Genomic DNA, 13,524 nt, shown 5'->3' with positions numbered 1-13,524 from the left:
GTGTTACTCACCCGTCCGCCGCTAGCTTACCCCGAAGGATAAACCCGCTCGACTTGCATGTATTAGGCACGCCGCCAGCGTTCGTCCTGAGCCAGGATCAAACTCTCCATAGTAGAAAGATGACTTGCTCATTTGAAGCTAGCGAGATTTTGCAATCTCAATTGTAGTCACTTACGTGACTGAATTTGCTGATATGCTTCATTCATTTGTTCAGTTTTCAAAGAGCTTTATTGCGTTACCGTTTAAAGCGTTAATGCATCGCTCTTGCGGTGACAAGAACATATATTATCAGGTTTCAAAATGAAATGCAAGTATCTTTTTGCATCCATTATCTTACAGCTTCGAAAACCGTTTAGTTACAGCATTTCGGCGCCAAACATCCTTGAAACCAATCAAATGAACGCCACCGATCCACTCATCGTTCCCATTAAGAAAGACGTGGTCCTTTTTACAAGTAAGAATAAGTTTACCCAATTCGGTTATCTTTACTCTGAAATTTTCAAATTTAGGTGAACATTCTTCACCGTACCTTGGCAGCTTATCACCACCAAGCACTTGGATTAGGGGATATTCGCAATGCCAAAGCCCATACAGTATGCCAAAGAATTGCAAATCACCTAAGCCGTAATGGCTGGCTTGTTCTGAAACGTTTTGAAATAAGGATAGAAGAGATACCTCCTCATCCACTAACAGCTCAAGCGTCAGCTGCTGAATGGCGGACAAGCCATTTTGCATAGAAGGAAATCGAGTTGTATGGGCCTCTAAGGCCTTTTTAAGAAAAGGGAGAGCTGATAGATCTTCTTCTAATAAAGCCGCCATAGACAAAGGCTCGGAAGCCGAATAGGCTGTCCAGACCTTGCAAGCAAGGGAATGTTGGTCTTCGCTCACAGGCAACCAAGTCCCATGCAGATGAAAAATTTGATCCACGGTTAACTGCCCCAGACCATAGAATGGGTCAACTCCAGGGAAGCGATCTATGCATATCAACGACAGTTGGAAGGAGCGACGAGGTAATTCAGCCATCCTCGAAAGCAGATAACACAGCATCAATTGATCATATAGATCATGCTCAAACCACAGGATAACCTCGTCCACGTCGTTCGAGAGAGTATCGAGTTTCTTTTCCTGCTCCAGCGTTTGGAGCTTGAATGTGTCCTCGGGAATGCCGTATCGGTTATTCATATAAGAAGCCCTCATAGATAAAAGGACGCTATCTGACATCTCCATGCCGATAGGTCCCTCATATAGCGACTCGCGCCACACCAAAATCTCACCGTTTATACCGGATGTACACAGTTTATCTCCAAAGGAGTCTCCGTTTACGATATGTAGCGTTGTTGGCATGGCGCTGTCACCTCTCTTCTATATAGATTAAGCTTCACCTAGCAGTTGCAAAAGCTCCTGCTCATCTTCAATAATTCGGATGCCTAGCTCCTGCGCCTTGGTCAGCTTGCTCCCTGCACTTTCGCCTGCGATCACGATGTCGGTCTTTTTGGAAACACTGCCGGTGATCTTAGCTCCTCTGGCTTCGAGCTTCTTTGCGCATTCATCGCGTCCCATCGAGGAAAGTGTTCCTGTGAGGACGATGGTTTTGCCGAAGAACGGGTTATCCTCACTAGCCACGATGACCGGAGCTTCTTCTGCAACGGGGTTCACACCTGCGGCTAGCATCCGCTCGATGCTGGAAACCATCACAGGGTCACGGAAGAACGAATGAATGCTCTCCGCTACAATACCACCCACGTCAGGAAGCGTGATGAGTTCCTCTGTCGTCGCTTCCATGATGCGCGAAAGGCTGCGATAGTGATCGGCTAGTACTTTCGTGGTTGTTTTGCCCGAGTTCGGGATGCCAAGTGCATACAGGAAAGACGCGAGATCTCGGGACTTGCTCTTATCAAGGGCGCCTAGTAGGTTACGCGCCTTCTTCTCGCCGAAGCGATCGAGCTTAACGAGATCGTCGAACTGCAAGGTGTACAGATCCGCAGGATCGCGGACATCCAGCTCTTGATGCAGCTGTGAAGCGGTCATCTCGCTGAAAAACTCAATATCCATCGCATCGCGCGAAGCAAAATGCGCCATCCGACCCACGAGCTGCGGACTGCAGCCAAGGCGGTTGAGACAGAAGAGGTGCGCGCCACGCATCTCGAGCTCACTGCCACAGGACGGGCAATGCGTCGGTGCGACGATTTCCTCGCCGTCATTCTCCTCGGTTACTTTGCCGAGAATCTCTGGAATGACGTCATTCGAACGGCGGATGTAGACGAGGCTGCCGAGAGCGTGTTTGAGGTTTTTGCGCTCAATGTCCCCGACGTTGTTAAGCGTACAGTTCTGCACTGTTACGCCTGCGAGATCGACGGCTTCTACACGGGCTAATGGCGTGATTTTACCAGTGCGGCCAACTTCCCAAGAAACACTTTGCAGCGTTGTCGTTGCTTCTTCCGCTTCGAACTTGTAAGCAATCGCCCAACGCGGGAATTTCTCCGTATACCCGAATACTTCCCTTGTGCGCATATCCGTCAGCTTCACTACGCTTCCATCAATTAGGAAGTCGAAACTGGACCGCTCCTCCGCAATGCGTTCCAGCTCACCGCTCACTTCTTCAATCGTGGAGAAGTAACGCGTGCGGTTGCTCACTTTGAACAGATTATCGCGCAGAAACTGAACCATATCGGCGTGATTTTCGAATTGGAGATCACTGCTATAGCCCACATTATAGAAGAAAGCGTTCAGCTTGCGTTCTGCGGTTAGTTTGGGGTTCTGATTACGCAAGGCCCCCGCTGCGGCATTTCGCGCGTTTTTGAGCGGCTCTGCGGCCGTCTGATTGTAAGCTTCAAGGACGGACAGGAACATGACGCCCTCGCCTTGCACTTCAATCGTCCCTTGATCGTAAGGAATCTCCAGCGGGATCGATTTGATCGTTTTGACTTGGGCCAAGATACCCTCGCCAACTGTTCCATTACCGCGTGTGGAGGCTTGAACCAGCTGACCTTGATCATAGGTAAGATTCAAAGTAAGTCCATCGAACTTAAGTTCTACCACGTAAGACGGGTCTGGAAGTGGTGTTTCTGGGTTCTTGCTATTGTAATCAGCAATCAGCTTAAGAACGCGCGCATGCCAAGTTGCCAAGTCTTCAGCGTTCTGCGCTTTGTCTAGACTCCAGAGACGAGCTAAATGACGGTGCGGTTCAAAGCCTTTGAGGATGTCCCCTCCTACCCTATGGGTAGGGGAAGCAGGCAGGGTGACCCCTGACTCCTGCTCCAGCTTGGACAATTTATCATAAAGCGCATCCCACTCCGCGTCGGAAATCGTGGGCTGATCCAGCGTATAGTAGTTATGGTTATGCTTGTTGATTTCTTGGATGAGGGTTTTCATTGCCGCGAGTTTATCGGTCATGGCGGGCTCTTCCTCTCTCAATGGGAATATGGGGGAACAAGGCAAAACTGGACAAGATGTGCTCCTACACTTTCGTGATCGGAGCGAACTTCGCGAGCAGGCGCTTCAAGCCAACAGGCGCCGGAAAAGCAATTTGCAGCTCGGTGTCATCACCCGAGCCCTTCACGGACACGACGGTGCCGACGCCCCACTTGCCATGCGACACGCGGTCGCTGGCTTTGTAGTCCGTCGTGCCGCCTGCGGCAGGCTGCGGAGCCCGGAACGCAGCCGGTCTCGACGCGGCCGCAGGGCTTGGCGCAGCCGCGCCAGCGGTAGTGCCAGTGCTAGGCCGTCCCCCGAAGGAGGACGGTGTGCCCCAGGTAGACGAGCCGGTGGCGGTACCACGGCTCGATGCAGCGGCACTGCCGCTGCTGCCCCAGGACGAGGTGCCGCTGGAACGGCCGCCTCGGGAGAAGCCGCCGCTGGAGCCGCCAGCGGAGACAGATTCCAGGAGTTCCTTCGGAATCTCCTGGAGGAACCGCGACGGCGCATTCGCGGCGGTGCGGCCGAAGAGCGTGCGCATACGCGCGCACGTGAGGAACAGCTCTTGCTCGGCGCGCGTGATGCCGACATAGGCCAAACGGCGCTCCTCTTCGAGCTCTTCGTTATCGGCGAACGCACGGCTGTGCGGGAAGACGCCTTCTTCCATTCCGATGATGAAGACAACCGGGAACTCCAGACCTTTGGCACTGTGCATCGTCATGAGGACGACAGCGTCCTGTTCCTCTTCGGGCTTGTCTTTGTCCAGCGTATCGATATCCGCGATCAAGGCTAGGTCTGTGAGGAAGGAAATGAGGGATTTATCCTCATTTCGCTTCTCGAAGTCCATGGTCACGGATAGGAACTCTTCAATATTTTCGAGACGAGCCTTGGATTCAATCGTGTTCTCGCGCTGCATTTCTACACGGTACTGGGACATTTCAAGAATTTTCTCAGTAAGCTCAGTTACAGACAGATAATCCACCATACGATTGAGGTTATCAACCATTTCGCGGAAATCAGCAAGCGCATGCTTCGCCTTCGTATTGATTTCGAGTGAGTCCACTTCCTCCAGCATTGCAAACAGGGAAATCCCTCTGCGTCCAGCCATTTCCGCCACTTTATCCAACGTCGTACCGCCAACGCCCCGCTTCGGCACGTTCACAATACGGTTCAAGGAGATATCATCGTTCGGATTGGAGATCAGTCTTAAGTATGCCAAAATATCCTTAATCTCTTTCCGATCATAGAACTTGACCCCGCCGACGATGGTGTAGGCGATATCTGATTTAATCAGAATTTCCTCGATGACCCGGGACTGAGCGTTCGTACGATACAAGATCGCGTGATGGCCGAAGTTCTTCCCGTTCGATTTATTTTTATTGATTTCATTCGTAACGAAGTAACCTTCTTCATACTCGGTATCGGCTTGATACAGCTTAATCGGTACGCCGCCCTCTTTATCCGTCCAGAGATTTTTCGGCTTACGACCTGTGTTGTTCGCAATGACTTTATTCGCAGCCTGCAAAATATTCGAAGTCGAGCGGTAATTCTGTTCCAATAGAATCGCCGTTGCGTTCGGGTAATCTTGCTCAAAATTAAGGATATTGCTAATATCCGCTCCACGCCAACGGTAGATGGACTGGTCACTGTCCCCAACGACGCAAATGCGTTTATGTTTCGACGCGATCATTTGGCACAGCATATACTGCGCTCTGTTCGTATCCTGATACTCATCGACATGGATATATTGAAATTTGTTTTGATAAAACTCCAGCACCTCTGGCACTTCTTTAAACAAATGAATCGTCGCCATAATCAAATCATCGAAATCTAAGGAGTTGTTAGCTCTTAGCTTCTTTTGATACAGGGTATAAATTTTCGAGGTCAGCCCGTCGAAGTAGTCACCGATTTTGTCTTCAAATTGTTTAGGAGAGATAAGTTCGTTTTTGGCTGTGGAGATGGCCGCTTGGAATGTTTTGGGCTCGTGTTTCTTTGTATCAATGTTAAGCTCTTTGCAGCAGGTTTTGATAACCGACAGTTGGTCACCTGAATCTAGTATCGTAAAGTTCGAGGAAAAGCCGATCCGATTGATGTCTTTGCGCAGCATACGCACACACATCGAGTGAAACGTGGAAACCCAAATATCACTTCCACTGCCACCCACCAGTTTACTAACACGATCTTGCATCTCGCGGGCCGCTTTGTTCGTAAAGGTCAGGGCCAAAATGTTCCACGGTGCCGCTTTGCGCGTACCAATGAGGTACGCAATTCGATGCGTGAGCACCCGCGTCTTTCCACTTCCCGCTCCAGCCATAATTAATAGAGGGCCGTCTACGGCTTCTACAGCTTTGCGCTGCTGGGGGTTCAACTTTTTGACTGCTTCTAAAATATTGACAGTTTCATTCACGTTAGGGTTACCTTCCATTTCTATCAAAGTTCACGGTCACGGTCTGAAGCGCCTGCTCCAAATCACTATATATAATGTTGCCAACCACAATGGTGTCTGCTGCTTCAGCTGCTAGTTGCGCTTTTTCTAGGGAGTCAATTCCTCCGCCATACAATAAACGGGCATTCTCCAGCACCTGCCGCGTCCGTCGGACGAGCTCCATATCACCAAAGGTGCCGCTGTATTCCAAATACACAATCGACATGTGAAAAAGCTTGTCCGCCATACGTGCATAAGCTGCTACGTCCTTGGCATCCAAGTCGGTCCGCGCTGAGGTCAGCTGAGCTGCCGTCGCGTCTTTATTCAATATAATGTAGCCTTCAGCTACGATCTCATCCCAATTGAGTAATGCGCCATATTCCTTGAGCGCTTCATGATGCTGTCCTACGATCCATTTCGGATCATCTGCATTCAGCACAACGGGAATTAAAAAGAGGTCAAACCCCGGCACGATCGCTTCCTGATTCGAAATCTCTAACGCACAAGGCACTTCGTATTGACGGATCCGTGATAACAAATCCACCGTATTATCGAATGTGACCCCAGAAGAGCCTCCTACGAGTATCGCATCTGTACCAGATAAACAGAGCCGATCCAGCGCCTCATCTGAGATGTCCCGGTCTGGGTCGAGCTTAAATACATGCTTCCACTTGCGTATATCGACGATCAATTGTTTCCCTCCGATTAGGCGGCAGTTCTGCCATACTATCAACAGTCTATGCTACGTGTACAAACGTGTCAAATGACAAAAGACGGGCTATTAGCCCGTCTTTTTGAGGAATATGCAACTGGACGTGCCTGATCTACACTGCTGCTTCATTTGCGCCATAATACGTACAAATGTTCGTTATTTCACGACGATGTTTAGAATTTTCTCAACATTGAGTTCCTTGTGGTCATTTTGTTGGAGCTCGAGTTTGATTTCGTGTGCACCTGTCGTTAAATTCGTGAGGGTCAATGGACCCGTCTTGCCGATCATCGCCTTCTGCTTGCCGTCCACATACAGGTGGAGATGTCCTTCTCCCTGTACATTCGCTTTATTCATGTCTTCCTCAGATAATTTAAAATTAGAAGTCTGGTACGTGATCGTGACATTCTTCCCATCAACTTTGTAGTTAGCATCAATAATAGGCTTGGCACTCGTCGTTGTCGTCGCCGTTGTCGTTTTCGTGCCCGTGCCCGTGCCTGTTTCAGTCTTCACTTGAGCCGTTGTGGTAGTGCTTGCATCCTTCGTCCCTGTTGCTACGGACGGGATGATCTCATCTTTGGAACCGCATGCTGTTGTTAATGCTCCTAATACCACTAGCGTAGCCGCACCGTATACCCATGTTTTTTTCATCAGCGTAAGCTCCCTCTTCCCTAAGTTTGGACATCCTATGTTCCTTATATATGTGAGCCAAGCCGTACTCATTCCTGAATTAGAAAAATAGTGGGACAAATTTAATCGTGAGACTGTGATGAAAAATAAAAAGACACCCTGCCGAAGGAAGCCAGGATGTCTAGATGTCTCGAAAAGATTGAAACGTGGTTACACTTGTTTAGAAGTTATATTTATTACTTTCTTGTGACCTATTCGTATAGGCGTTCCCTTCGGAACTCGAAGATTGCATGCCAGGCTGTGTACGGGAAATAATGCGTGCTTGCGCAGGTCTTCCTGTCCCCGTCATGCCTGCTGTATTCTCATTTGTATGGTTGGAAGAAGCCGCATACCCCTGAGACCCACGACCATAGCTTGATTGATCATGACTTTGATCTTGATAGCTCCGTGTGTGGGCCTGGTTATAAGATGAGGACTGTTGCTGTGTCTGACTCGGTGTATATCCTTGGCCTCGAGTTTGTTGATTATTGTATACCGCATTCGGATACTGGTTGGCATAATTAACAGGCTGGAACGATGGTGTTGGCGTTGGCGTTGGTGCTTGGTGCAAGGCTGCAACTTGATTCTGTTGCTGATTTTGTTGTCCCTGTTGCTGACTGTACGGCTGCCTTTGTTGGTACTGCTGTTCGGACTGATGAGACTGCGTTTGGTACGATTGATGTTGCTGTGATGGCGGCTCTTGCTGCGATTGTGTTGACAGCACAGAACCCCGATCTTGCTGGGAATAGCTCACCGAAGCAGCTCTACTGACATGCTGTTGGACGATGGATTGTACTTGTATCGCTGTCTGACTCTGTTTCTGCAGCTCTTGCTCAATCATCTGCTGCTCAGCCTGTTGAATTTGATAGCCGCCAAGCTGCTGAATTTCTTGAAAAACAAGGGCTTGATCATCCAATGTCTTTTGCAATAAGGTTTCAAAGGTCTGTCGAATGCCAGGATTGGCAGCTTCCAATGCAGCCGTTGTATATTCACGAGCACTGCGCTTCAATTCAGACAGGACGAAGTTGGCAAAGTCTAGATCTTCTAAGTCGACTTGCTGTTGTTGTTGAGAATTTTGCTGATACATGCGTCTTGCACCTCCTTGTAGGTTCGAATTAGTGGGTTATACCGGATTGTTGTTGCAGGGCATTGATCAGGATACTCATATTCTGCAATCGTTCTTGAGATAGGTGAGACAAGGTTTGCTTCAAGGACTGACTTTGGCTGTTCACCGCGCCTTGTACACAAAGCTTCGCTAACAATTCTTCATTCTTGAATGTATCCGATAGATACGAAAGTTCTTTACCAGAAATAGCTTGGTTCTCTTGTGTGCTGTACATGTGCATGTGACCTCCTTTCCTCCTTTCTATTTTTCCCAAAAAATGCCGTTTTATGTCGGATGAACAAAAAAACTGCTTCCCCACAGCAGAATCACTGTAGGAAGCAGTTTTCGATTACGAAGCAGGCTGCGCCGTTTTACCCGCATAAGCATCTGCTAACTTCTGAATATCCTCGGCTGTCAGCGAGTAGGCCCACTGCCCACCCTGCTTAGCTAGCCAAACTTGTTCTCCGCTCAACTTACCTTCGTAGACGTCAGTAACATCTTTCCCGTCTACCGTCATTGCTATCTCCATTTTAAGCTCTCCACCTGTTGTCGGCTTCTGAGCTGCCGCTTGCGGAAGTTCGCTGCTATGCAGGAAGATCAGCTGATCCAGCAGCGGACTTGCATCCGTGCCCTTCAGCTCTTTATCCCCCAGCTTCCAGTTCGCATCCGCAGCGACTTTATCTTTATCTGTCTTGGAAAGTGTCCATGACCCACCCTTCCAGGTCAACTTGACACTCTGTACCTTGTCACTCTCCAGTTTAATCGGGCTTGTATCGGCAAAATCGACAGGCGCTTTGTTCAGAGAGGTTAACGATTGATCACTGACTTGATAAACGGCAGGAGAACCCTCTACCTGTACGTAGGAAAAGCCCTCAATCGGCAGTGCTGTCCCGACGAGTAATCCCTGTTTGGAGCCGTCCTTCAGGGTAACTTCATAGGTCCCTACCGGCTTATCTAAGCCATATTCAGCTAGATTGGTCGCTTGATCTTCCACAAGCTTGGTTGACGTCACCAGACCTATCGTATCTAACCAAGAGTCGACTAGATTCGAATTGATCGGCGCAGCTGCTGGCTTTTGCATATCCCAACCATTGGTCGTGCGGCTTAACTCAATCTGTTGCTCCTCCGTTTTCACCGAGACAACCTTCACATCTTCTTGCTTCAGGGTTAGAAGGGACTTGGGTTCATCTTTTTTCTCTTGGAAGAAGTCTTTGCTTGAGGCGTACCAGAAACCACCGATGCAAATGACGACTAACAGAATGGTAGGAATAAACCGTTTCATCCTCTTCTCCTCCTCCACCAGATTAGGCCGCCAATAACGAGGAACAAGAGCGGTAAGAACACGATCGTAATGAGGAAAATCGTATTCGCTTGGCTAGGCGTAATCATCGCTTGTTGGTAGGCATCCCCTTGTCGTGGACGGATCGTAATTTGATCTTTCTGTTCTTGCAGCCAGCCAATACTGTTCAGAGCAAAGTCTTTGTTCCCTTGATTCTGAATATCTTCATCCAACACGAATGTAGAACCACCTAGAATAACGGCTTTCGGCTTGTTATCTTTGTCTGAGATCGCGTAACCCAAGTTCAGCGGACCCTTGACATCGGTTGCATCCTGCTTCGTCTTGTTCTGTGCCAGCAAGTTAATGTCCGTTTCACCGTATGCTTTATCCGTTGTTGTTAACAGCAAGGATTTCGTATAATCCGGCGCACTTTCATCCGCATTCAAGCTAACTGCCAGTGACAACATCGTAATTAAATTATTGCTGGATAATTTGTTCGTAATATCATGTGAACCATACTCTGGAATGATCGTTAACGGGTCATACAAGGATGTTTGCTTCGTTTCAATCGCAATCGCATGCTGATCCTGAACACCATAGGTTTTCATGATGGCATCGATGTTTTTCCACTTCGTCGTCATATCCTTATTGAAGCCCAGCGCGATATAAATTTTACCTTTACCCTTCAAATAGGTCTGAATCAGCTCTGCTTCTTTGTCGTTCAGATCGTTGGTAGGCCCTAATAGCATGAGCATTTGCGCATCATCCGGGATTTTACCTTCCACGTAAAGATTCAGATCCTTCACGTCATAGTTGGCAGCAGCCAGGCTGCTTTTGAAAATATTCATAGCAGTTGCTGGGTACTCTTGATGACCTGAGAGCAAGTAAACCGTATGTTTCTCTGTGGACGTCAGGCTTTGAATCGCCTGTGTAAACTTCTCTTCGCCCGAGAAGGTGTAGGAGCCGTCTTGCTGTCCCACAAACAATTCATAGAAATTGATGTTTTGCTTTTTGGTGCCCATTTCGAAAATAATCGTTCCGCCTTGGTCCACCCCATACTGCTTCGCCATCGAAGGCTGCTTCAGCATATCGTACTCGTCGTACGTAATTTTACCACTTTGCTTTTTATACTCAGCCACCATATCCGTAACTTGACGCGTCACAAAATCATTGCCATCTCCATTGTTCGTGAAGGCGATGACGTGGATATCTTGATTTAGATTTTTCAGTACTCCGGTTGTTTGCTCTGACAGCGTGAAATTTTTGTTTTTCGTCAAATCGACCTGAAAGCCCTTCAGTGAGTGTAGGAAGATTGTCAGAATAATGAAAATGCCGATAACGGCGATTGATAAAACAGTCGCATTAGTTCCCCGTATCCACTTATTCATTCCGCTCACCTCCAACGCTTTCTTTCAAGGACTTGTATACAAAGAACCAGGAACACGGCTGTTAATGTGATGTAAAAGAGGATGTCGCCGCCGTGGAAGACGCCTTTTTGCAGGTTACTCAAGTGGCTGGTCAATGAGAATTGACCTACATAATCCTTCAGCTTGCCCGTCATGCTGCTGCTCACCCAATCTAGTAGCCATAACAAAAGCAGAATTACAAAGCCGGTGATCCCGGCCACCATCTGGTTATTCGACAAACTGGATGCGAACAATCCGATCGCCATCATCGCACAGCCTAGCAGGAACATGCTCAGGTACGACAACCACGTAACAGGCATATCCAGTGTACCGAAGGATGACATGATAAGCGGATACACCAAGCTGATCGCCACTAACCCAACTTGCACGATCAATGCGGACAAATATTTGCCCAGCACAATTTCACTAATTCCGGCAGGTGAGGTTAAAAGCAGTTCATCGGTACCTTGGCGGAATTCATCCGCTACCAGACGCATGGTTAAAAGCGGGATAATGAACAGATAGATGAAGGTGGTGTTGCCCACAATGGAGCGCGCATCCACAATCGGCGGCTGTCCCGCCACGAAATTAATATAAAAGAAGAAGCTCGACAACAGCACATAGAAGGCAAACGCCACATACGCAACTGGCGAGAAGAAATACATTTGCAGCTCTTTCGAGCAAATGGCCCAGATTCTACGCATCGGTGTCACCCTCCTCTTGGGATGTGCTGCTCGCCTCGGTAGGCTCGTCCGTCGTCAGCTTGAGGAAGATATCCTCTAGGCTGAGGCTTTCCCGCTTCATCGCTAGAATCGGCAATCCCGCACTTGCGAGACGGAAGAATACCGCTTCGCGGATGTCTTCCGCACGATCTGCTGAGGTGACGAGGAGTTTGACGGACTCGGCTGGAGCGTCGGCTGGAGCTAGTGAGACTGCTTCGTCTTCTTCTGAGGAAACAAGGGCAGACGTCGCAGGTGCTCCTGCACCCGCTTCCGGTGCGTCGACCTCTTTGACTTCGCCGACGGACGGCAGGCTGCGCAGCTCGGTCAAGATCCGCTCGCGAGGTCCCTTGACCTCGAGTGACACCTCGAACGTCTCGCCCATCGTGCGGCCGAGATGCTCGGGACGCTCGTCGAGGACGACGCGGCCTTGGTTAATAATGAGAACGCGGTTACAAATCGCGTTAATTTCAGGCAAGATGTGCGTGCTCAGCAGCACCGTGTGGTTCTCGCCCAGCTCATGAATGAGCTGGCGGATCTCAATGATCTGCTTCGGATCGAGGCCCGACGTGGGCTCGTCCAAAATGAGCAGATCCGGCTGGTGTAGAATCGCTTGCGCGAGTCCGAGACGCTGCTTATAGCCCTTAGAGAGGGAGCGAATGATTTGCTTCTCGCGACCTTGCAGTCCGAGCTTGTCGATGGCTTCGCCGACACGCAGCTTTTGCTCGCGCGCAGGCACATCGCGCAGGTTGGCGATGAAGCGCAGGTAGGACTGTACCGTCATCTCTGGGTACAGGGGCGGTGTTTCAGGCAAGTAGCCGATCTTGCGGCGCGCCTTCTTCGGATTGTCGGCCATGGAGTGACCGTCCACCCATATTTGACCATGCGTTGGATTCAGGTAACCTGTAATCATGCGCATCGTCGTTGTTTTGCCAGCACCATTCGGCCCTAAGAAGCCGACGATTTCACCGCGCTGCATCGAGAAGTCGATGTTATGTACGCCGCGATCATTTCCGTACAGCTTGCTGACTTGTTTGACCTCTAGCATCCAAGATCCCCCATTTCTATGCGTTCGTATTATTCATCATCACTATACGGGTGGAACAATAAACCAACCTTAAGCAAATCTGAAAAATAGATTAAAAAAATGTGTCTAAATTGTGAATGAACTATGGTGCGCTGTTTAAACGTGAACCGCAGGTCGGTAAGATGCCAGCACGCTGATTTAGCTGGAGAATATACAGGTAATTTCGCTCGATTTATTGTTTTTGATGAAATAACTGTAAAAAGTACAGCTAATATGGTACGAGTTCAGAAAATGTGAAGAATGCTTGAAATTTAACTGGATATTTTCCAGTTAAATCTCATTCTTACCTAAAGTTCATTGAATTAGATGCATGTTTTCCAGTTAAATGGCGGGGGTGGCGGGGGTGGCGGGGGTGGCGGGCGGTGTTAAGTTGCTGAGTCGCAAAGGTGTTGGAGTACTAAGTCGCTGGGCTGTTGGGGAGAGCTAGGAGTTGGGTGCTGGGTGCTAGGTGCTGGGTGCTAGGTGCTAGGTGCTGGTGCTGGGTGCTGGGTGCTGGGTGCTGGGTGTTGGGTGTTGGGTGTTGGGTGTTAGGCGCTGAGTGCCGGGTGCTGGGTGCTGGGTGCTGAGTGTTGGGTGCTGGTGCTGGGTGCTGGAGTGTTGGGTGCTGGTGCTGGTGCTGGTGCTGGTGCTGGTGCTGGTGCTGGTGCTGGTGCTGGTGCTGGTGCTGGTGCTGGTGCTGGTGCTGGTGCTGGTGCTGGTGCTGGTGCTGGT

11 protein-coding genes and 1 rRNA gene are annotated in these 13,524 nt (G+C 49.3%); all 12 read right to left on the bottom strand.

All coding sequences use genetic code 11. From position 1 onward, the window contains the following. Nucleotides 1-113, bottom strand: a 16S ribosomal RNA gene (locus tag AC58QG_RS36270); the annotation flags it as partial. 220 nt (nt 114-333) lie between these two features. Continuing rightward, nucleotides 334-1,344, bottom strand: coding sequence for a DUF1835 domain-containing protein (locus tag AC58QG_RS36265; RefSeq protein WP_497366790.1), 1,011 nt, complete (start codon nt 1,342-1,344; stop codon nt 334-336). Between the two features lie 27 nt (nt 1,345-1,371). After that, nucleotides 1,372-3,393 carry an NAD-dependent DNA ligase LigA gene (gene ligA / locus AC58QG_RS36260; protein ID WP_497366789.1) on the bottom strand — a complete coding sequence of 674 codons (2,022 nt, stop codon included), beginning with the start codon at nt 3,391-3,393 and terminating at the stop codon, nt 1,372-1,374. Between the two features lie 64 nt (nt 3,394-3,457). Next, nucleotides 3,458-5,839: a DNA helicase PcrA gene (gene pcrA, locus AC58QG_RS36255; RefSeq protein ID WP_497366788.1), complete on the bottom strand. Its 2,382-nt coding sequence runs from the start codon at nt 5,837-5,839 to the stop codon at nt 3,458-3,460. Next, nucleotides 5,829-6,530 (bottom strand): heptaprenylglyceryl phosphate synthase, encoded by a 702-nt coding sequence (pcrB, locus tag AC58QG_RS36250; RefSeq protein ID WP_497366787.1) that lies wholly within the window; start codon nt 6,528-6,530, stop codon nt 5,829-5,831. Before pcrB ends, pcrA begins: the two co-directional genes overlap by 11 nt. 177 nt (nt 6,531-6,707) lie before the next feature. Beyond that, nucleotides 6,708-7,199 carry a hypothetical protein gene (locus AC58QG_RS36245; protein ID WP_497366786.1) on the bottom strand — a complete coding sequence of 164 codons (492 nt, stop codon included), beginning with the start codon at nt 7,197-7,199 and terminating at the stop codon, nt 6,708-6,710. Nucleotides 7,200-7,398: 199 nt separating this feature from the next. After that, the gene (locus AC58QG_RS36240; RefSeq protein ID WP_497366785.1) at nt 7,399-8,304 is read right to left on the bottom strand and encodes a spore coat protein; all 906 of its coding nucleotides are present in this window, start codon (nt 8,302-8,304) and stop codon (nt 7,399-7,401) included. Between the two features lie 28 nt (nt 8,305-8,332). Next, a complete protein-coding gene (locus AC58QG_RS36235; RefSeq protein ID WP_497366784.1) occupies nt 8,333-8,557 on the bottom strand; it encodes a hypothetical protein in 225 nt (74 codons plus the stop codon). A gap of 114 nt (nt 8,558-8,671) precedes the next feature. After that, a complete protein-coding gene (locus tag AC58QG_RS36230) occupies nt 8,672-9,604 on the bottom strand; it encodes a DUF4340 domain-containing protein (protein WP_497366783.1) in 933 nt (310 codons plus the stop codon). Continuing rightward, nucleotides 9,601-10,989: a GldG family protein gene (locus AC58QG_RS36225; RefSeq protein ID WP_497366782.1), complete on the bottom strand. Its 1,389-nt coding sequence runs from the start codon at nt 10,987-10,989 to the stop codon at nt 9,601-9,603. The genes AC58QG_RS36230 and AC58QG_RS36225 overlap by 4 nt, the downstream gene beginning before the upstream one ends. 5 nt (nt 10,990-10,994) lie before the next feature. Further along, nucleotides 10,995-11,711 (bottom strand): ABC transporter permease subunit, encoded by a 717-nt coding sequence (locus AC58QG_RS36220; RefSeq protein WP_497366781.1) that lies wholly within the window; start codon nt 11,709-11,711, stop codon nt 10,995-10,997. After that, nucleotides 11,704-12,774 (bottom strand): ABC transporter ATP-binding protein, encoded by a 1,071-nt coding sequence (locus AC58QG_RS36215; protein WP_497366780.1) that lies wholly within the window; start codon nt 12,772-12,774, stop codon nt 11,704-11,706. Before AC58QG_RS36215 ends, AC58QG_RS36220 begins: the two co-directional genes overlap by 8 nt. Nucleotides 12,775-13,524: the final 750 nt, after the last annotated feature.

It is taken from the genome of Paenibacillus sp. J22P169 (assembly GCF_059691995.1).
This window is presented reverse-complemented; position numbering and strand designations above follow the sequence as displayed.